Genomic DNA, 19,720 nt, shown 5'->3' with positions numbered 1-19,720 from the left:
ATGTTACAGACGACCTCTCCCCGCAAGCGGGGAGAGGTTAGCGCGCCGTCGCGATCATGGAGGCGAATGTTGAACCGTTCCGGTACATCCCCCCGCATCCTCATCACCGGCTTCGGCCCGTTCCCCGGCGCGCCGTTCAATCCAACGCAGGCGCTGGTGCGAAAACTCGCAACGCTGCGCCGCCCCGCTTTCGCGGATATCACCCGCATCGCACATATTTTCGACGTCACCTATGCCACCGTCGATCGCGAACTGCCCGAACTGATCGCCCGCCATCGTCCGGACGCGCTGCTGATGTTCGGCCTCGCCGCACGCACGCCCTATATCCGGATCGAGACGCGCGCCCGCAACGCGGTGTCGATGCTGTGGCCCGATGCCGGCCACACAACGGTGCGCCGCGCCAGCATTGTTCCGGGCGCTGACGCGCAGATGTTCGGCCCGCACACGGCGCGTCTGTTCCGGGCTGCCCTCGCCAGTGGCGCCGACGTGCGCCCCTCACGCGATGCCGGCCGCTATCTCTGCAATTACCTGTCCTGGCGCAGCATCGAGGCCACCCGCGCGCCGAACGGGCCACGCCTCGCGGCCTTCGTCCATGTGCCGCTGCTGGCACAAGACACCACCTCGCACCGCATGACCTCCGACGAGCTCACCGATACCGGTGAAGCGATCCTGCTGGAAATGATCCGCATGACCCGGGTCAAGCTGCGTGACGCAGCCCGGAATTCCGGGGTGTGAGGCCGTCGAGACGGCGCCCCCGGTTATTCTCTGAACATTAATTCATAAGTTGGGGAAATTCCGCCGGTTTCCGCGACGCAGCCATGCCGAAAGTCAACTTGTGCATCGCAACATGAAGACCCTAATGGCGGGAATGCTCTCAGGGACAGCTTTGTGACCGACATCAACGCCGACGCCCCCCTCGCGGTGTCATCGACCCATAGCCCAATGAAATTTGGCGAATTCGTCGTCGTGATCGCTTCGATCATGGCGCTGAATCCGCTTGCCATGGACATCATGCTGCCGGCGCTGCCGCATATCGGTGCGGCCTTCAAGGTCCCTGATGCCAACCACCTTCAGACCGTCCTCTCGGTCTTCCTGCTCGGCTTCGGCGTGGCCCAATTCGCCATGGGCCCGCTGTCGGACCGCTACGGTCGGCGCCCCATCCTGCTCGGCGGAATGGCCGTCTATTGCGCCGCGAGCGTGCTCGCGCTGTTCGCACCGTCGTTCGAAATCCTACTGCTTGCCCGCCTGCTGCAGGGCGTCGGCACCGCGGCGACGCGCGTGATCGCGGTGTCGATCGTCCGGGACTGCTATGCCGGCGGTCGCATGGCCAGCGTCATGTCACTGGCCATCATGGTTTTCATTTCCGTGCCGGTCATCGCCCCGTCTTTCGGGCAGGCCCTGATGGTGTTCACGGAATGGCGGGGCATCTTTGTCGTGCTGATGCTATACGGCCTTCTGACGCTGGCATGGAGTGCCTGGCGAATGCCGGAGACGCTGCCGGTCGCCAAACGCCGCTCACTCGCCATTCGTGATGTGCTCTATGCCTATCGGCAAACCGTCAGCCATCGGCAGACGCTCGGTTACGGCCTCGCTGCCGGCATCCTGCAGGGCGCACTGTTCGCTTTCGTGTTTACGTCGCAGCAGGTGTTCACCGAGATTTTCCATCTCGGGCCATATTTCCCGCTTGCCTTTGCTTCCATCGCTTTCGGCGTCGCTGCGGCCAGCTTCTTCAACTCGCGCGTAGTCCATCGCCTTGGCATGCGCGCACTCTCCCACGGCGCCCTGCTCGGTTTCGTCACTGCTGGCGCGGCGATGTTATTGGCCGTGGCGATGGGCTTCATGCCGCTATGGTTGTTCATCGCGCTGTCGATGCTGATGATGTTTGCCTTCGGCCTGATGTTCTCGAATTTCACCGCACTGGCGATGGAGCCGCAGGGCCACATCGCCGGCACGGCCTCCTCGCTCTACGGGACGCTGACCACGCTGCTGGGTATCGCCATCGGCACGGTTATCGGCCAGCACTATGACGGCACTCTGCTGCCGTTCGCGACCGGCCTTTTTCTTTGCACCCTCACTGCATTCGCGGTGATCCTCGTGGTGGAAAGGGGCCGCCTGTTCAAGTCTCACAAGATGGTGAGCTGAACGCTCTCGCGACGCAGCCGAACGGCCGCCGCGCAATTTTGAAATGTCTGGGAATACGTCGGGGCGAACCCGGCGCCGCCATGAACGTTATCAATTTTTACCGGAGCAATCCGATGCCCTACGCACTGTTCTGTGACGACGCGAAACTGAGCAAATCCTATCCGACCGAAGCCGACGTCTGGAAACTCGCCGCGGAGAGCGGCCTTGTCACCGATGTCGAAGCCAAGAATGCGAAGCCGACACCGCGCCGCGTGCTCGACAACGACTACGAGATCCGTCCCTGCCACGCGGAGCCCGGCGAATGCCCGGAAAAGAACGAGCGCGACGCCCAGGCCGAGAAGGATTTCCAGCTCGCGCTGAAGGGACGATAGCGCGCGGGGCGCCCAGCGAAGCGACGTCCGAAATTATGCGCCTGCACGCTCCCCCGTTGGTCCAAACTCCGGGGGCGCGGTCTTAGCAAAGCCGACAGAACGCAAACCTCAGCCGGGGAATCCCGATCCACACTTGTCATTCCGGGGCGCACGCAAGCGGCGAAGCCGCTGAAGTGCGAACCCGGAATCTCGATGTGTTTGGCACGATCGGAGACTCCCATGCTGAGATTCGGGGTTCGCGTGCGCGAAGGTGCGCCCGCGCCCCCAGGCAAACCAATTGGTTTGCCTGGGAATGACAAGTGTGGGGCGGCAAGACCGCACCTAAACATTTTTTCCTATTCCTCATTGACAGCATCCCTAACTTGATTATATTCCCCTTCGTCCTGCCCCACCGAGAGGGGCGATCGCGATCGTCACGTTCGCGGGGTGGGATGCGGTGGACGCCGGAGATGCGGCGTCACGCGGTTCATGGGGGACGTCTGTCTTCGGGCAGGAGGATCTGCGCCAGCACTGCCACTGGCAAGGACACGGCCGACCTTGAGATGGAAAGATCCCTTGGACAGTGTGACGGACGACCAAGTCAAAACGCGTTCGGCCAAGTGCTTTGCGGCTACCCTGTCCCTCCGCCCTGGGACATTAATTTTGGTGATGGGACCGTTCGCCATGGCAGATGTGCAAGCAACCGAAAAAACACCGCATGCGGAACGCCGGGCAATCGCTCGGCGCCTCCGAAAGTCCTGATGCACTCCAGATTGCGGAAGACCGCATTCGCATCAGGCCCAAGGGTGCAACGGGCACCCGGCGTTCCGCACGCCCTCTCACAAGGGGGCGGGAATGCAAGAGACGACGGCGCCCCCGCGCCGCAAACAATGGGGGCGATGACGCATGTCTGAAGCGCACGTGTTGTCTAGAGCAGTGGCTGTTTGACAGTTGAATCAACGATGGCGCGATGAAGGCGCCGCACCACAGGTGTCATCCCCGGGCTTGACCCGGGGATCCAGCTTGGCCCGCACACCGTCGCACAAGACAAGGTGGATGGCCGGGTCAAGCCCGGCCATGACGTGAGGAGAAGTCTGGGATTATTGCGAAGCTCGCTTCGCGCCATCCGGCCATGACGACCGGGAGTGACGCACCCGCTCTTACCGTTCCATATGTCAGAGCATCATTAACCCTACCCTGCACATTCATCGCGGCCGCTCTCGCCTGGCAACGTCACACGCATCATCTTGCGTTACGTCATCAGCGGACATCCACCGGGACCTTGAACCATGGACCTGCATCGCCGCCATCTGCTGACTGCGTCCGGCGCGGGTCTCGCCGCCGGCGCATTCGCCGCATCGGGCGATGCGGCACGCGCCGCCACGCTCACCTCGACGCTCGGACGCGACGCCACGCAATATGGCGTGCGTGCCAATAGCCAGGACGATCAGACCCGCGCATTGCAACGCGCCATCGACGAGGCAGCGCGCGCGCAGGCACCGCTCGCATTGCCGCCCGGCACCTATCGCACCGGTATGCTCAGGCTCGCGCGCGGCTCGCACATCATCGGTGTGCGCGGCGCAACGACCCTCACCTTCAGCGGCGGCGCGTCGCTGCTGTCAGGCGAAGGCGCGGACTATGTCAGCCTCAGCGGCCTCACGCTGGACGGCAACTTCGCCAAACTGCCGCCGCGGCGCGGGCTGCTGCACTTGGTGCAGGCGCGCGAACTCCGCATCAGCGATTGCACCGTGACCAATAGCGGCGGCGCGGGCATCTGGCTGGACAACACGGCGGGCGCGATCACCGGCAATACACTCACCAACATCGCCACCACGGCCATCGTCTCGTTCGATGCGCAGGGATTGATCGTCGCGCAAAACACCATTTCCGGCACCAGCAGCAACGGCATCGAGATCCTGCGCACCGCCATCGGCGATGACGGCACGCAAGTGATCGACAATCGTATCGAGGATATCAAGGCCGGCCCTGGCGGCTCCGGTCAATATGGCAACGCCATCAACGCCTATCGTGCGGGCAATGTCATCGTCTCCGGCAATCGCATCCGCAACTGCGATTACTCCGCGGTGCGCGGCAACTCAGCATCGAACATCCACATCACGGGCAACAGCGTGTCGAGCGTGCGCGAAGTCGCGCTCTATTCGGAATTTGCCTTCGAGGCTGCGGTGATCGCCAACAATACCGTCGATGGTGCGGCGCTCGGTGTCTCCGTCTGCAACTTCAACGAGGGCGGCCGCATCGCAGTGGTACAAGGCAACATCATCCGCAACCTGCTCCCGAAGCGGCCGATCGGTACGGCGCCCGACGACGATGCCGGCATCGGCATCTATATCGAGGCGGACGCCAGCGTCAGCGGCAATGTCGTCGAGAACGCGCCGTCCTTTGGCATGATCGCGGGCTGGGGCAAGTATCTGCGCGATGTCGCCATCACCGGCAACGTCGTGCGCAACAGCTTTATCGGCATCGGTGTATCGATCGCACCGGGCGCCGGCACCGCGCTGGTGAGCAACAACATGATTTCAGGCGCGCCGCGCGGCGCTGTGGTCGGCCTCGATCATGCAAAGCCGGTGACCCCTGACCTCACGGCCGATGGCGCACAGCGCTATCAGCAGATTGCCCTCTCCGGGAACACGGTGCGCTAAAGCGCTGTCCGCAGCATCGGATAGCGCGCGCTCATCACCAGAGGATCAAGCGCTTTCTGCCAATCAAGATCTGCCGGCGTCACCGCCGCCTGCCGAGGCGGAGCTTGCCGCAACAGGGTTTCGATCGGGATCAGGACGGGCGAAGCCGCTTCAGCCACCGGCTCGATGTCGGGCTGCAAGGGCGCAACCGCAGGCGCTGCGATGGCAGGAGCCGCGACGGCAGCCGGCCGTGGTGGTTCAGAGGCGCGCGGCGCCCGGTAGATCACACCTTCCGAAGACAGCACGCGCCTCACGGCGGCGGTCTCGCCCTCGACCATCAGCCGCCAGCGTTCAACCGCGTCCTTGGCTTCCTGAATGTTGTCGAGGAACTCAGCCTCGCTGTGAAAACGGCGCCAGCGCCCGCTCTCGAACAGTTCTGTCAGGTAATCCAGCCGGCTCTCGGCAAGAGCGCACCAGCGCTGGGCCAGTGGCCGACCGATGCCGGCATGCGGGTAAGGAAAATTCAGGTGAGATGACATGGAAATGTCCGCAAGAGAAAAAACGGACGCAAAGCAACAAACGAATCACTCACCAATACTTGGAGAGTTTCTGTGGAAAAGTTTTCGGGGTCCAGCGCAATGTGGTCAAACTTGGACAATTGCGTTGGAAACACGTGAGAAAGCCCCGTCAAACCTGAGGTATTGCAGTCAAGCCTTGCTTGAGCCTTGCTCGATGCCGGGCCATGCACGGCAATCTATGACCTGAAGGTTAAAATTTTTGGTTAACAAAAACGAAAGACCCGTCCGGGGGGACAACCGGACGGGTCAAGCTATACCGGCGCGAATGTTTGGGCGCATACGCCGGATATGGCCTCGTTGGGGAGGGAATGCCGCTCCCACATCCATATGTCCGGTCCACCCGGCCAAACGTTCAACGATCAGGAGATTATTTTTGGACGTCTGACGCCATCGACGGCGACGATGCCTCGACCGCACGCGTCGTCGGCGCCGGCGCGGTGACGACAACAGGCGTGACAGGCACAGGCGCTGTCGTCACGGGTTGCTGAGCGCCCTGCACTGCCGATACCGCACTATAGGCATCCGCCGCGCCGGCACCGAACAGGTCGTCACGGCCGGGCGCACCAAGATCACGCGCGGTTGTCATCAGGATGCTGCGGATCTCGTTCGGCCGTAGTTGCGGATTGCGCTCGATCATCAATGCGGCGAGCCCGCTGATGTAAGCCGCCGAGAACGAGGTGCCCGACGTCATCTGGTACTTGTTGTCCGGCGCGGGCAGGAAGATATCGACGCCCGGCGCAGCCACCGCGATGTGGCTGCCACGGTTCGACGCGGAGAACAGCCTGTCATACGCATCGGTGGCGCTGACTGCGATCACGCTGGGGCTTGCAGCAGGATAAAGCGGCGGCGATTTCGGTCCGGCATTGCCTGATGCTGCGACCATCACGATGCCCTTGCTGGCTGAGGCCGCAATACCGCGCTCGATCAGCGGATCCTGCGGACCGGCAAAGCTCATATTGATGACCTGGGCGCCATTCATGGCCGCGTGGTTGATACCCTTGAGGATCACGAAAGACGAACTCTCGGCACCGCCCTGCGACACACCAAAAGCGCGAATGGCCAAGATGCGCGCGCGCGGCGCGCTGCCCATCAGCCGCGCATGCGATACGATCGCCCCCGCAATGCCGGTGCCGTGCACATGCGCACCTTCCTTGCTGCCAAGCGCATCGAACGAACCCACGATGGCATCAGCAAGTTCGGGATGCGCGACGTCGATGCCGGAGTCGATCACAGCGACTGTGACATTGGCACCGGCGGACAGCTTGTGCGCCTCGGGCAGACGCAACTTCGCCAGCGCATATTGCGCAGGATCGCCCTCGCCCATCGTCGGCACTGTCACCTGGTCCTGCAGCACATAGCGGAAATTGGGTTGCACAGCGCGCACGTCAGCCTCGGCGCGCATCTGGGACTCGACAGTCTCGACCGAACGGTTGTCGGTGATGCCGAACAGGCTGATATTGGCGCCGATCAGCGGAAAGTCCTGCGACGACAGACGCTCCAGGCGCAGACGGCGCGCCAGCGCATCCGTCTGGTCGGGCGTGAGCGCGCTGTCGAGTTCGGCGACAATCTGCCGGGGGACATAGCGCGTATTGAGGGCCGCCTGCGGGCCATTGCTGCGCGGTCCACCACCGGCATTCTGACTGCGCGGCGTCGGGCCACCGCCGCCCAGATCAGCAACGAATGGCTTCTCGTTGCACTCGCCGGATGCCGCGCGATTGGCATAGGCACAGCTCGGATAGGTGTTGGGGGAATAGCGTACATAAGGAATGGTTGGCAGTACGCCCACGATCTTCGGCGGCGGTGTGCGCCCTGGCCGCGTGGATATGGGCGGTGTCCGGCTGGCTGTCGTCCCGATCGCCGCCCCGCGCGGGCCGACGCCGGTGATACCGACGCGACCAACAATGGGTCCACGGCTCGCGATATTCGGGCCACGGCCGGCGATGCGACCCGCGCCGGCAGCGATGTTCGGATTGATGCGCGGCGTTGTGCTGGGAGCGATCGTGGGAATGCGCGAACCGATATTGAGGCTCGGCGAGCGCATCATGCTCTGCGCGCCAGCGACCGAAAGGCTGAACGGCCACGCGACGGCGAGCGAAAGCACAGCGGCCGTGCATTTCATCATTGGTCTGGAGGCACCACGATCATGTCTCATGGAACAGGCCTCGCACGCATAATGCGGATCGGATCAACCGACGGCGCCTATTGCGCCTGAACCGCCATGCTGACGATCTTCTCGTTCTCCAGCCGGCGGATCAGCCCGGCGATCTGGTCCTTGGTCATCACCCGATTGCCGAACTGCAGCCGGAACAGCCCGTCCTTGCCGCTATCGACAATCGTGCCCTGATAGCCGTCGAGCAGCGCTGTGATGTCAGACACCCGCGCAGTCGGCGCAAAACGGACGAACAGGCGCGTCGGGGCTTCTACCGAGACCGGTGCCGGCGCGAGCGACCGGGTGACAGTGGTCGGTGCACTCGCTGGCGACGGCGCGGCTTCATAGGACGCGGTTTGGAATGAGTGTGTATCGCGCTGCATCAGCACAGTGCCGATGACACCTGCCTGCAGCATGATCGCAAGCGCGCCAACAGCGGCCGAAGCCGCCAGCGTCCGCGGCGAAAGCGATGCGAAAAATCCGGAAATCCGCGCCGACAGACCGACCGACGTCGATCCGCTGCGCACCGGCTCGGCGTCAATTGCAGCAAACAGCTTCTGCATCGCCCGTGAGGACGGCGCACCGAGGCTCTCATTGAGGCCAATGGTCTCCGCGTATTCTTCCTGGATCACGGCATATTGCTTCGCCAGTTCCGGATCCTTGGCCAGTGCATCATCGACGCGGCGCGCATCACGCGCGTTGAGCGTGCCCGCGGCGTGCCAAGGCAGCAATGCCTCGATCTCGCCTGGCTCCTGGGTCGGCACTTTGTTGCTCATCGCCATCATGGCCAGCCTCGTTCAATGCCGGCTGCCTTGAGCAGATCGGCTAATTTCTTGCGCGCATAAAACAGGCGCGTCTTGACGGTGTTCTCGGGAATTCCGACGATCTCGGCCACCTCTTCCACGGACTTCTCGTGGTAGTAGACGAGATCGACGATTTCCCGATGCTCGGGCGAAAGGGATGTCAGGCACTTCCGCAACGCGTCACTGGTATCCTTTTTCTGAACCGACACTTCGGGATTATCGGACGTATCCTCGATCGCGTTGGCCGTCTCGTCGTCCAGTTCGGCGTCCTTGCGCTTGCGCAGCGCGGACAGCGCCTTGAACCTCGTAATCGCCAGGAGCCAGGTCGAGACCGCGGAACGGCCTTCGAATTTGCCTGCCTGCCGCCACACATCCAGGAACACCTCGCTGATAAGATCCTCAGCAATCTGTTCGTTCCGCACCAGCCGAAGGCCGAAGCGAAACACCCGGACATGGTGCCTGCCATAAAGCACCTGCATGGCAAGACGGTCGCCTTGCGCAATCCGGGCGATCAGAATCTCATCCGATGCCGCCTGTGTTGCACTCACTGCCCGTCTCGCAAGGTTGGTCTGAATGAGGATGTAAGAGGTTCGATTGACAAGATAAAATCTTCTCGAATGGGCAGGAATATACCGGTCGCGGCTGCTTTAGCCGCGCCGAACGGGCTTTTACCGCCCTTTTCTTGGGCGGAACGGGTAACAGGTAGCATAATGCTGGGGCATTTCCGACCCGAACGCCAGCGATTCACACGGCAACCTTACCAAGTCGTGGCTTCCGGAACAGCCTTGAGACGGAGGAACCTGCATTTTGCAGCCATATCCCGAAACCCTCATCAATGAATACCGTAACTTGCCCTGGCGGCTTGTCCGCCACATCAAGTGAACTCGCCCGGGCCCGTCATCGGCCCGGGCATTTTTACTTAAATAACAAAGCTATTCTTGAAACCTTCTGGCAGTCCCGCAGTACGCGATCTGTCAACATTTGTCGCCGGGAGCAGCTAATGAGTAGCCGGTTACCAGATTTGACTCACGGCAATAGATACCAAACCTAAAGGCTTTGAGCACTAGAGTTCCATCAGCAAAACCCATCGATGGGCTCAATGACCGCAGCCGCTTCATCAGTCTTGAATCCAGTCAACGGCGACTTCGAAGCCGTCGATGGAGAGTTGCGGTCTGATATGCTGGCACGTCGCCTGAAGCGGCGACGGCAGATGCTCGCACTCGCGGCTGCCAGTCATGCCGTCAATGTCGTGCTGCTTTTCGTCTTCCTTGCAGCAGGCACTATCGATGGCACCATCGTCGCGGCCTATGCCGGCTGCGCTTTTGCCTCTGTCCTGATCTTCCTCGCGATCTCCGAGAGCGGCCTGACGGATGACTGGCGCGATCATTTCTTCGCGGCGCCCTACACGGCTGTCACTTACGCACTTCTGCTCGCCTTCGTTTACACCGCGCCCAATGTCGCCGTCGTGTTTCTCTGCGCATTGTTTCTTGTGGCCAATGTCATCGCCTTGCGTACCTCGCCCCGTGAAGGTGTCGGCGCCTGGACCGTCATGACCGGCGGCCTCGCATTGCTGTATTTCTTCATCGATCTGCCCTTGACGCTCCCCTCCAGCAACTCGATCGAACGCTTCGGCACCTTGCTGACATTCTCGATGACCATCGCCCGCAGTATGTTCATTGGCATTTTCTCCAGCTCACTACGCGACGCGCTGTTTCGGCGCCGCGTTGAACTCGAGGCCGCCTACAAGCGCATCGAAGAGCTCGCAGAACTTGATGAACTGACGGGGGCGTTCAATCGCCGCTGCATCATGCGGCTGCTTGACGATGAAATCATCCGCGCACAGCGCAGCAACACACCCTGCACCGCCGCGCTGATCGACCTCGACTGGTTCAAGCGGATTAACGACAATTTCGGACACCCAACCGGCGACGAAGTACTGCGGACCTTCGCCATCACCATTTTCGCCAATATCCGCAGCATCGACAAATTCGGCCGCTATGGCGGCGAGGAATTCCTTTTGGTGCTGCCGGACACGCCGCATGACAAGGCCGTGCAAATGCTCGACCGTTTGCGGGGGATTGTCGAAGCCCTGGATTGGAGCGCATTTTCCGACGGCTTGACCGTGACGATTTCGGGCGGCGTTGCCACATTGGGTCCGAACGACACGCCAGACACCTTACTCGCACGCGCCGACAGCGCACTCTATGCCGCCAAGGAGCGCGGACGAAATCGAATTGCAAGCGCCTGAACGAATTTTACGACCCCTGGCCGCAACATATTAGCGGCAGGACACGATTAGAATTACGGGATTTGATTTATGTCTTCGAAGTCACCGTTATCGGCAAATTTACTCGACGAACTTGACGCCGCACTGGCCCACGGAACGGTCGCACGGCGCGTGGAAACGCTGCGCCGCGTCACGGATCTGTTCGTCAACAATGCCGTGGATTACTCCGACGCGCAGATCGCAGTGTTCGACGACATCTTCGATTGCCTGCTGACGCATATGGAAGCGTCTGCAAGGGCCCTTCTGGCCGAGCGACTGGCACCCGTCTCTATTGCACCGCCCCGGGTCATCCGGACCCTCGCATTCGACGATTTGATCGAGGTCGCCGCACCCGTGCTCTCTCAATCGGAGCAGCTCGACGACCATGCCCTGATCGAGAATGCACGCACCAAAAGCCAGGACCATCTGCTCGCGATTTCGACGCGCAAGGTCCTGAGCGGCGCCCTGACGGATATTCTCGTCGAACGCGGCAACGACGCCGTCGTCACCAGCACCGTCAACAACCGCGGCGCCGACATTTCAGAGCGCGGTTACAATACCCTGCTCTCCCGCGCTGACGGCAACGATACGATTGCGACGTGTGTTGGCCTGCGTCCCTCCATTCCGCGCCACCATTATCTGAAGCTCGTCGCCAAGGCATCGGCCTCGGTCCGGGCGAAGCTGGAAGCCGCCCACGTCCACCACACCGCCGACATATCTCTGGTGGTTCAGCAGGTTGCCCGGCGGGCTCGTTCCGCACCAGGCAGCATCAGTCAGCAGACCGTCATCGCCCATGGTCTCGTACGCTCCCTGTTTGAAGACGGTCGGCTGGATGAAAACGAAGTGGCGAAATTCGCCGAAGCCGGCAAGTTCGACGAGGCTAACGCCGCGCTCGCGTGCCTGGCCAACGTGCCAATCTCCGTCGCGGAAACCATGATGGTCGAATCCCGCAGCGAGGGCATTTTCATTCTGTGCAAGGTCGCGAATTTTTCGTGGAAGACCGTCAAGACCATCATCAACATGCGCGAGCAACTCGCTGGAACACAGCTGTCTGACAGCGCGACCGACCGCGAGACCTATGAACGTCTGCGCATCTCCGCGGCACAACAGGTCCTGCGCTTCCACCGTATGCAGCAGGCGACGTCCGACCTACCTGCCGCCTGACGTTTGTCAATCGACATGTTTCCACGCGAATGGCCGCAGTCTGGCCATTGAGACCGAGCGCCGCAACGCCAATTGCGCTGAGCAGCCATTCCGTCAGCAGGCATCGACTTGCCGGTGAAGGCGCTGATAGTGATGCCTCGATCACGGCGAATAACGCCGGAACGGGTTGGCATCAAGCAGGGCGGGATTCATGCGCGTCTTGATTACAGGCGCCGGTGGCTTCATCGGCAGAACGCTCACTTCTGCGCTGCTTCAAGCAGGCGCGCTCACCAATGCTACAGGCACAAGCGAAACAATCGAGGAGTTCCTCCTTCTCGACATGCATTTGCCGCCTGCATCCGACCCACATGTGAGGCACTTGCAAGCCGACATCGACGCACCCGATACGCTGAAGAAAATCGCTGCATGGAAACCCCATAGCGTGTTTCATCTCGCCGCTGTGCTGACCAGCGCCGCAGAACAGGACCCGGCGCGCGCGCTGGCGGTGAATGTTTCGGCGCTGGCGGAATTGATCGACGCCATTGGCACGAAGGATGCTCCGCCCCGCCTGATCTTTCCAAGTTCGATCGCGGTCTTCGGCGGGTTATTGCCTGATCACGTCGATGACGATCATTTGCAGCGTCCACAAACCTCCTATGGCACGCACAAGGCCATCGCCGAATTGATGCTGGCGGACGCCACGCGTCACGGAATGGTCGATGCACGTGCCCTGCGCCTGCCGATCGTGCTGGTGCACCCCGGCCCGCCAACACAGTCGGTATCCGACCGGATCGCGGGCATCGTTCGTGATGGCGTCGCCGGAAAGCCGTCGATTTGCCCATTGCGCGCGGACACGAAAGTGCCGATCGTTTCGGTGGAGACCGTTGCGCAGAATTTGATCACGCTTCACAATGCCGATCCAGCCAAGATGCGCGGCAAACGCGCGCTCAATCAGCCTGCTTTGACGATCAGCATGGACGACATCATTGAATCGATTGCACGTGTCACCAACACCACGCCGAACGTGACATATACCCTCGATCCCGATCTCAAGAAGATCGTCGATAGCTGGCCGAAAGGTTTCATTTCCACCCGTGCGCCATCCCTCGGCGTCGTCGCCGACAAGAGTTTCGAGGACATCGTGAGCCAGTATCGCCAGCGTCTTGCCGAAAAATCTGCTGCATGACCGAGCCTGCAGTCGACATCTGCATCATTGGCGCCGGCTCATCCGGTATTGCCGTTGCCAAGGCCCTGCACGACAAGGGGCTCAGTTTCGACATCTACGAGAAGGGCTCAAATATCGGCGGGATGTGGCGCTACGGCAATGACAATGGCCTGTCCTGCGCCTATCGCAGTCTGCATATCGACACCAGCCGCAACAATCTCGGCTACTCCGATTTTCCGATTCCAGCCGACAAGCCCGACTTCCTGTCGCACCAGCAGTTGCTGGAATATCTGGAAGCCTATGCGGATCGGTTTGGCGCACGATCTCGCACCCGCTTCAACTGCGAAGTGACCTCGGTCGAAAAGACCGATGACGGCTGGCGCGTCACGACGAAGGAAGGCACCCGCGAATACAAGACGGTGATTGTCGCCAACGGCCATCTCTGGGATCCGCGTTGGCCGACGTTCTCTGGCACATTCAACGGCACGGCGATTCATTCCAGCCAGTATCGCACCGCGCAGCCTTTCGAGGATAAGAAGGTGCTGGTCGTCGGCATCGGAAATTCGGCCGTCGATATCGCCATCGATCTCTGCAAGCGCGCCAGCAGCGTCGTGCTGTCCACGCGAACCGGTGCCCATATCATGCCGAAATACATGATGGGCATCCCGATCGATCGCTGGTCAGCCTTCTTCGCGCGCAAGCTGAAATTCCCGACACTGCTGACACGCATGATCATGGCACGGCTGATCTATCTCGCTGTCGGCGACCAGACCCGCTTCGGCGTGCCGAAGCCGAAACATCCCATGTGGCGCGAACATGCGACATTGAGCCAGGAGCTGCTGCCTTATATCGGCCATGGCTGGATCAGCATCAAGCCAAACGTCACCGCGCTGGAGGGGGACGCCATCGCCTTCGCCGATGGTACGCAGGAGAGCTTCGACGCGGTGATCTACGCAACCGGTTACAAGACCAGCTTCCCGTTCCTCGCGCACGAGATCTTCTCGGTGCCGGAAGATCGCGGCATGGTCGATCTCTATCGGCGCATCACGCCGCCGAACCGACCCGGCCTGTTCTTTGCCGGATTGGTGCAGCCCATCGGGCCGACCATACCGCTGGTCGAAATCCAGGCCCGATGGATCGCATCTGTGCTGACCGGAAAGGTCGCCCTGCCCAGCCCTGGCGATATGGCGCTGGAGGTCCGCGACTTTCACCAGAGGAAGATCAGCACCTGGCTCAATTCAGCGCGCTACACGCTGGAAGTCGATTTCAAGGATTATGCCGGCGAGCTCAACGGCGACATTGCAAAGGCAGCAAGTGGGCGTCCAGCGGCCATGGCATCGGCCTGACCGGATTCATTTTCGCGGAGCGCGTGGCTCACGCGCCGCTCAATAGCGCAGCACTTTCGAACCGATAGCTGCACCCAGCGCCGCCACGACGAGAGCTGCGAGCGTGTACCAGGTCGCCACAAACAGCGGCGAGTCGTCTGCGCAATGCGCGGCGTAAAACGTCGCCCCTAGGCCGGCTGACATCAATCCCGCGAGTGCACCGGCAACGGCGGGGCGTGACGGCGCGCCGTCGCGCAGCGCGATCATCGCGCCGCCGAGGATCGGCAGCGACAGCAACGTGATCGCCGCCGAACACAGCGATGAGTTTCTGCCGATAATGCGCACCATCATCGGCGCGCGCTGCGGCATCGTCATTTCGACGATCAACGCCACGATGAGTATGAACGGCGACAGCAGCAACAGCCAGATCCAGCGCCCCAACGACGCCTCGGGCCGGGACAGATGGACACTGATGACAATGGCTGGAATGGCGAGCGCCAAGGTCACCAGAAACTTCGTATCGAAGAACGGATTCCGCATCGCCGACATGAAGTCCGGGCGAATGCCAAGCGTCACCAGCAACATCGCTGCAACGACCGGCAGCGTGACCAACAGGGCCATCGCGAGCTGCGTGCTCACGGGACGCGGCCTCTGATCATTGTCGGCGGCGAGCGTTTGAATCAGGCGATCGGTATCCATGGTCAATCCTTTCGCAGCTTAGCTGCGAGGCTCGCGAGCCCACGATGCAACGCCACGCGCACGGCGCCTTCGGTCATCGACAATTTCGACGCCGTGGTCTTGATGGATGCGCTTTCCACCGCGATCGATCGCAACACGTCGCGCTGCCGCGGCGGAAGATCGGCGAGATGATTGGATATCTCGACGGTGGGTAATGTTTCGGCGGGCGGTTCGCTCGGAATCGTCTCGGCAAAATCGTCGATGTTGACGAAGGTCCGACGCCCGCGCCGGCGCAGCGCATCGATCAATTTGTTGCGAGCGATCGCAAACAGCCACGGCGCGAATGGCGCGTTCGCGTCCCAGGTCTGCCGCTTCAAATGCACCGCCAGCAAAATGTCCTGCACAATATCCTCGGCCTGATCGGGCGGCTGGCCAGCCCGTGACAGGCCCTGCCGCGCTCCGGCACGCAGCACGGGCGTAACCGACTTCAGCAGGCGATGATAAGCAACGCTATCCCCTGCATTGGCCGACCGCATCAGATCGGTCCATTCGTCGTCACGTCCGCGCACGCGCGCTCCTAAAGCCAATTCGGCGGATAGTTCAATTTGTTACGTCAGCCGAGAGAAAAATCACGGAACCGTGAAGCCCTCACCTGCGCCCCAACCCCGAACCGAAGATTTCAAAGACATCCGGCTCATAACATCGAACCGTCAGAGTGGCATCCGTCGCCTTGATTTCAAAGGCAGATTTTTGCCGACGTCTGTGGAGACGATGGCTGCGGCGGTGTTCATGCCCCGTTTTTGCCGGACTCGTCCGAAGATTCCCTTTTTTTGCCCCGGTGTGAACACCTGCGCAGTTTCCCTTGCGGCCATTGGGGGCCGGTATTGTTGGGGAGATTTCCATGAACATCAGAGCCAGCGGGCGTGCGGCATTGGTCATCGCAGCCGGATTGTGGATCTGCACATCGGCACCGCTTCACGCGACCGAAAACGATGCCCCGGCGTCCGAGCCGGCCGCAGCGGTCGGCAGCGCCGCAGACACATCCGCCGAACCAGCAGCGAAGGCCACCAAGCACCGCAGTGCCAGGAAGAGCGAAACGAAATCGCGCAAGTCCGACCGGCAGGCCACCAAGGCGTCGAAAAAGCCCGCTGAGGAGGACGCCGCCAAGACGGAAGACGCGAAGCCGGGAAGCAGCGATACTGCCATCCCGTCATTGGTCGCCAATGCCAATGCGCAATGGCCCTCTGAGACCGCAGCGACCAACACCTACAACATATCATCGCAAGCCGGCAGCGCGCTTGGCCAAATCGGCGGCCAGCAGGAACAACCCGCAACGACCACGCCGGATTCCGGCGCCAGCAATGCGCAGCTCGTTGCCGCTGACCAGCTCAACGACCTCGATCGTGCCATCAGCAACGACAAACCGCCGCTGACGCTCGCAAAGGCCACCATCGATACGCCGGCGCTGGAAGTCGCCAGCGAGAACAGCACGACCTGGGACAAGACCTCCCTTGTTGGTAAGATCTTCATCGCATTTGGCGGTTTGCTTACCGTGGCCTCTGCGGCCCGCATGTTTATGGCTTGAACCCCATCCCCCGAGCGGGCAAATTGCGCGGGGCCGCCGATCCTGGCGGCTTCGGCAAAAATCCGCGGGATGGAACATGAGCAGCTACGAACACCTCATCGTTGAGCGCAAAGGCGCGGTCGGCATCATCACGCTGAATCGCCCGAAGATGCTCAATGCCCTTTCTTTCGGTGTGTTCGGCGAAATCAAGATCGCCGTCGACGAGCTGGAAGCGGACACTGCCGTGGGCTGCATCATCGTGACCGGCAGCGAGAAGGCATTTGCCGCCGGCGCGGATATCAAAGAGATGCAGCCAAAGAGCTTCATCGACATGTTCTCCAGCGACTTCACCGCGATCGGCGGCGACCGTGTCGCCACCTGTACCAAACCGACCATTGCTGCCGTCTCAGGCTATGCGCTCGGTGGTGGCTGCGAGCTCGCCATGATGTGCGACATCATGATCGCAGCCGACACAGCCAAATTCGGCCAGCCGGAAATCACGCTTGGCACCATTCCCGGCATCGGCGGCACCCAACGCCTCACCCGCGCCATCGGCAAATCAAAGGCGATGGACCTCTGCCTGACGGGCCGCATGATGGATGCGGCGGAAGCCGAGCGCTCCGGTCTCGTCAGCCGCGTTGTCCCGGCCGACAAGCTGATGGAAGAAGCCATCTCCATGGCGGAAAAGATTGCGGCCATGTCGCGGCCCGTGGCGACGATGGCGAAGAACGCCGTCAACCGCGCTTTCGAGACACCGCTCACCGAAGGCCTCAAGGTCGAACGCGATCTGTTTCATGCGACCTTTGCGCTAGAGGATCGCTCCGAAGGCATGGCCGCCTTCATCGAGAAGCGGAAGCCGGTCAACAAGAACCGCTAGACGGACGCACTACGCGCGAGCGCCGCGGACACCAGCACACGATAGGCGCGTTCGGCCCATGTGGCCGGACGATCGAGCCCAAGCCGCGCAAGCGCCGCTTCATCTGACGCACTCGGTGCGTGTGTCATGCCCTGCCAGAACAGGCCTGCGAGTTGTTGTGGCGACACCGATGCGGCGCTCAGGACCTGCAGCGCAGGGATCAGGCGCTGTTCTACTTCGGTGAAGTCGCTACCAAACGGGAACATGGGCAGCAGACCAGCGTCCCGCGCCGGCTTGAGGGCAGCGGAGATCCGCTGGGGCACGTTGTCGCGATACGCAGCGGGAATGTCATAGCTCCTGGGAAGCTTTCCAGCATCCTTGGCCTGCTTCATCAGCTCCGACTGAAAGCGCGAGTCGGACACCTGAAGCATGGCCGCGATCACGTCGGCGTCCGATTTCCCGCGCAGATCGGCGACACCATACTCCGTCACGATGATATCGCGCAGGTGTCGCGGGATCGTGGTGTGACCGTAGCTCCAGCGAATATTGGAGGCTGGCTTCTTGCCGGCGCGCGTCGCTTCGAGAGTCAGGATCGAGCGTGCACCCTCCAGAGCAAAAGCCTGTGAGACGAAATTGTACTGTCCGCCGACGCCGCTCACGACCTGGCCGTTCTCGAGACCGTCGGAGATCGCGGTGCCCATCAGCGTCGCCATCATCGTATTGTTGACGAAGCGCGCATCGACACGCGCCTGCCGTTTCGCCTCTTCGTTGCCATAGAGCTCATTGGTGAACGATACCGGCATCATCTGGATTTTCGCCAGACGCTCCGGCGTCATGTCGCGCAGCGCCTGATAGAATGCCTTCGGCCCAAGAAAGAACGCGCCATGCACGATGGTGCCATCCACCTCGCGCTTGAGAATGCCCGCGTCGATCAAACCGAGAAATGCTTCGAACAGCATTTCGCTCACGCCATAGAGACCACGTTCGAACGTCGCGACTTCCTTCGGAGGCGCGGCGGGGGCAAGACGCTGCATCAGATCGCGGAACGCTGCATTGTCGCGGTGGCGAACGATCAGGCCCTGCGCCAGCGCATCGCCCACTTGCCCAATGCCGATCTGCAGCGTGCCGCCGTCGCGCACCAGGCCGGCAGCGTGCAATCCAATTGCGTATTTGGTGTCGTTGACCGGTTCGGACGGGGGCGCAAACAGCGGAAATTCAGTCTCCGGGCTCTCGAGCACCGCGTGAAACTCATCGCTGGTAAGATCACCCTGCCCCGGCATGAAGGGCAATTCCGAATTGACCTGACCGATTAGCCTGAACGAGACGCGACCTTCATTGCGCGCCCGCATCAGATCAACCGTGGTGTCGGTATTGCAGCTCAGACTATAGCGCGCGGCGCCATCGACCACACGCTTCGACACCAATTGCGTGATCACGTTAAGCCCGCGCGTCAGAAGATAGGACGACGCATGGGTGTAGTTTGCCGAAATATAGTGCTGCTGCGCGTCGGCAACCCGCAGCCATTTTCCCGCAAGGAAGAAGAATTCGTTGACCTGAATGTTTGGCGGCAGCTCACCTTTATGCAGCGCGTTTGCATAAGCGAGATCGGGATAGCCCCCGAACAGCCGTTCGATCACCGGATTGATGAAGCGCTTCTCCAGCTCGCTGGATGGTCTCGGCTTCTCCAGTGTCAGGGCAGAGAAGAACGTCAGTCTGACATTGCGATCGGCCAGCGCGCGCTGATAGAGCGCATTGATGATATGGTTGGCCTTGCCAAGCCCGAGCGGCAGCCCGACCACGAGCGTCGTCCCAACGTCGCGAATGATGTCTTCGGCGATGGCGTCGGGATCAGTGAAGATCTTGGGCATAAGCATTCCGGATGGGCAGGATCGGCAGCTCCTCAGCGCAATCGCGCAGCAAAGCCGGACAGAGTTACCACTGCGTGCGGTTATTCAGAAATGTGCCCGACATGCAACACACGCGGCCATGTGAAGCGGGTTTATTCGTCGCATTCACGGAGCGCCCCATCCTCCCTAGAGTCCTGATCAATCAAGCAAATCGG

Annotated in this window: 17 protein-coding genes; 10 read left to right on the top strand and 7 right to left on the bottom strand. The window is 61.4% G+C overall.

What is annotated here, in order from left to right:
• Positions 1–66 precede the first annotated feature (66 nt).
• The 4 genes from AB7813_RS00445 (at position 67) to AB7813_RS00430 (ending at position 5,152) form a co-directional block, all read left to right on the top strand.
• A complete protein-coding gene (locus tag AB7813_RS00445) occupies positions 67–735 on the top strand; it encodes a pyroglutamyl-peptidase I family protein (RefSeq protein ID WP_439083667.1) in 669 nt (222 codons plus the stop codon).
• 153 nt (positions 736–888) lie between these two features.
• Complete coding sequence (locus AB7813_RS00440) at positions 889–2,142, top strand: multidrug effflux MFS transporter (RefSeq protein ID WP_439083668.1); 1,254 nt, start codon at positions 889–891, stop codon at positions 2,140–2,142.
• A gap of 113 nt (positions 2,143–2,255) precedes the next feature.
• Positions 2,256–2,513, top strand: coding sequence for a hypothetical protein (locus tag AB7813_RS00435; protein ID WP_441227867.1), 258 nt, complete (start codon positions 2,256–2,258; stop codon positions 2,511–2,513).
• A gap of 1,268 nt (positions 2,514–3,781) precedes the next feature.
• On the top strand, positions 3,782–5,152 hold the full coding sequence (locus tag AB7813_RS00430; RefSeq protein ID WP_439083669.1) for a TIGR03808 family TAT-translocated repetitive protein: 1,371 nt from the start codon (positions 3,782–3,784) through the stop codon (positions 5,150–5,152).
• Here the strand turns inward: AB7813_RS00430 and AB7813_RS00425 are convergent.
• The 4 genes from AB7813_RS00425 to AB7813_RS00410 form a co-directional block, all read right to left on the bottom strand.
• The gene (locus tag AB7813_RS00425; RefSeq protein ID WP_441227866.1) at positions 5,149–5,670 is read right to left on the bottom strand and encodes a TIGR03809 family protein; all 522 of its coding nucleotides are present in this window, start codon (positions 5,668–5,670) and stop codon (positions 5,149–5,151) included. The genes AB7813_RS00430 and AB7813_RS00425 overlap by 4 nt on opposite strands.
• A 406-nt stretch (positions 5,671–6,076) precedes the next feature.
• Positions 6,077–7,828: a S8 family serine peptidase gene (locus AB7813_RS00420; RefSeq protein ID WP_439083671.1), complete on the bottom strand. Its 1,752-nt coding sequence runs from the start codon at positions 7,826–7,828 to the stop codon at positions 6,077–6,079.
• Positions 7,829–7,908: 80 nt separating this feature from the next.
• Positions 7,909–8,643, bottom strand: coding sequence for a hypothetical protein (locus tag AB7813_RS00415; protein WP_115033649.1), 735 nt, complete (start codon positions 8,641–8,643; stop codon positions 7,909–7,911).
• Positions 8,640–9,209, bottom strand: a complete 570-nt coding sequence (locus tag AB7813_RS00410; RefSeq protein WP_089266985.1) for a sigma-70 family RNA polymerase sigma factor — start codon at positions 9,207–9,209, stop codon at positions 8,640–8,642. The genes AB7813_RS00415 and AB7813_RS00410 overlap by 4 nt, the downstream gene beginning before the upstream one ends.
• Before the next feature lie 551 nt (positions 9,210–9,760).
• On the opposite strand from AB7813_RS00410, the gene AB7813_RS00405 reads away from it, so the two are divergent.
• From AB7813_RS00405 to AB7813_RS00390, 4 genes are all read left to right on the top strand, one after another.
• Entirely contained in the window at positions 9,761–10,909 is a 1,149-nt protein-coding gene (locus AB7813_RS00405; RefSeq protein ID WP_441227865.1) for a GGDEF domain-containing protein, read from the top strand.
• Between the two features lie 69 nt (positions 10,910–10,978).
• Positions 10,979–12,091, top strand: coding sequence for a DUF2336 domain-containing protein (locus AB7813_RS00400; protein WP_120290751.1), 1,113 nt, complete (start codon positions 10,979–10,981; stop codon positions 12,089–12,091).
• Between the two features lie 190 nt (positions 12,092–12,281).
• A complete protein-coding gene (locus tag AB7813_RS00395; protein ID WP_439063495.1) occupies positions 12,282–13,256 on the top strand; it encodes an NAD-dependent epimerase/dehydratase family protein in 975 nt (324 codons plus the stop codon).
• Positions 13,253–14,581 carry a flavin-containing monooxygenase gene (locus AB7813_RS00390; RefSeq protein ID WP_439063494.1) on the top strand — a complete coding sequence of 443 codons (1,329 nt, stop codon included), beginning with the start codon at positions 13,253–13,255 and terminating at the stop codon, positions 14,579–14,581. Before AB7813_RS00395 ends, AB7813_RS00390 begins: the two co-directional genes overlap by 4 nt.
• A gap of 39 nt (positions 14,582–14,620) precedes the next feature.
• Here the strand turns inward: AB7813_RS00390 and AB7813_RS00385 are convergent, their stop codons facing one another.
• Together AB7813_RS00385 and AB7813_RS00380 are read right to left on the bottom strand one after the other, a co-directional pair.
• Positions 14,621–15,259 (bottom strand): NrsF family protein, encoded by a 639-nt coding sequence (locus tag AB7813_RS00385; RefSeq protein WP_439063493.1) that lies wholly within the window; start codon positions 15,257–15,259, stop codon positions 14,621–14,623.
• A 2-nt stretch (positions 15,260–15,261) separates the two neighbouring features.
• Complete coding sequence (locus tag AB7813_RS00380; RefSeq protein ID WP_093761877.1) at positions 15,262–15,807, bottom strand: sigma-70 family RNA polymerase sigma factor; 546 nt, start codon at positions 15,805–15,807, stop codon at positions 15,262–15,264.
• Between the two features lie 332 nt (positions 15,808–16,139).
• Between AB7813_RS00380 and AB7813_RS00375 the strand changes: the two genes are divergently transcribed.
• Together AB7813_RS00375 and AB7813_RS00370 are read left to right on the top strand one after the other, a co-directional pair.
• The gene (locus AB7813_RS00375; protein WP_439063492.1) at positions 16,140–16,823 is read left to right on the top strand and encodes a hypothetical protein; all 684 of its coding nucleotides are present in this window, start codon (positions 16,140–16,142) and stop codon (positions 16,821–16,823) included.
• 76 nt (positions 16,824–16,899) lie between these two features.
• Entirely contained in the window at positions 16,900–17,679 is a 780-nt protein-coding gene (locus AB7813_RS00370; RefSeq protein WP_439063491.1) for an enoyl-CoA hydratase, read from the top strand.
• Here the strand turns inward: AB7813_RS00370 and AB7813_RS00365 are convergent.
• Positions 17,676–19,526, bottom strand: coding sequence for an acetyl-CoA hydrolase/transferase C-terminal domain-containing protein (locus AB7813_RS00365; RefSeq protein WP_439063490.1), 1,851 nt, complete (start codon positions 19,524–19,526; stop codon positions 17,676–17,678). The two genes, AB7813_RS00370 and AB7813_RS00365, sit on opposite strands and share 4 nt — an antisense overlap.
• Positions 19,527–19,720: the final 194 nt, after the last annotated feature.

Source organism: Tardiphaga sp. 20_F10_N6_6 (assembly GCF_052076045.1).
Lineage (GTDB): Bacteria > Pseudomonadota > Alphaproteobacteria > Rhizobiales > Xanthobacteraceae > Tardiphaga > Tardiphaga robiniae.
Note: the sequence above shows the minus strand (reverse complement) of the source record. Positions and strands in the feature narration are given on the sequence as shown.

What these genes read in the sequence shown, in the direction of transcription:
- AB7813_RS00385 (WP_439063493.1), bottom strand. Translation starts at nt 15,259, where the DNA reads ATGGATACCGATCGCCTGATTCAAACGCTCGCCGCCGACAATGATCAG.
- AB7813_RS00425 (WP_441227866.1), bottom strand. Translation starts at nt 5,670, where the DNA reads ATGTCATCTCACCTGAATTTTCCTTACCCGCATGCCGGCATCGGTCGG.
- AB7813_RS00395 (WP_439063495.1), top strand. Translation starts at nt 12,282, where the DNA reads ATGCGCGTCTTGATTACAGGCGCCGGTGGCTTCATCGGCAGAACGCTC.
- AB7813_RS00445 (WP_439083667.1), top strand. Translation starts at nt 67, where the DNA reads ATGTTGAACCGTTCCGGTACATCCCCCCGCATCCTCATCACCGGCTTC.
- AB7813_RS00415 (WP_115033649.1), bottom strand. Translation starts at nt 8,643, where the DNA reads ATGATGGCGATGAGCAACAAAGTGCCGACCCAGGAGCCAGGCGAGATC.
- AB7813_RS00375 (WP_439063492.1), top strand. Translation starts at nt 16,140, where the DNA reads ATGAACATCAGAGCCAGCGGGCGTGCGGCATTGGTCATCGCAGCCGGA.
- AB7813_RS00400 (WP_120290751.1), top strand. Translation starts at nt 10,979, where the DNA reads ATGTCTTCGAAGTCACCGTTATCGGCAAATTTACTCGACGAACTTGAC.
- AB7813_RS00420 (WP_439083671.1), bottom strand. Translation starts at nt 7,828, where the DNA reads ATGAAATGCACGGCCGCTGTGCTTTCGCTCGCCGTCGCGTGGCCGTTC.
- AB7813_RS00365 (WP_439063490.1), bottom strand. Translation starts at nt 19,526, where the DNA reads ATGCCCAAGATCTTCACTGATCCCGACGCCATCGCCGAAGACATCATT.
- AB7813_RS00370 (WP_439063491.1), top strand. Translation starts at nt 16,900, where the DNA reads ATGAGCAGCTACGAACACCTCATCGTTGAGCGCAAAGGCGCGGTCGGC.
- AB7813_RS00430 (WP_439083669.1), top strand. Translation starts at nt 3,782, where the DNA reads ATGGACCTGCATCGCCGCCATCTGCTGACTGCGTCCGGCGCGGGTCTC.
- AB7813_RS00390 (WP_439063494.1), top strand. Translation starts at nt 13,253, where the DNA reads ATGACCGAGCCTGCAGTCGACATCTGCATCATTGGCGCCGGCTCATCC.
- AB7813_RS00435 (WP_441227867.1), top strand. Translation starts at nt 2,256, where the DNA reads ATGCCCTACGCACTGTTCTGTGACGACGCGAAACTGAGCAAATCCTAT.
- AB7813_RS00405 (WP_441227865.1), top strand. Translation starts at nt 9,761, where the DNA reads ATGACCGCAGCCGCTTCATCAGTCTTGAATCCAGTCAACGGCGACTTC.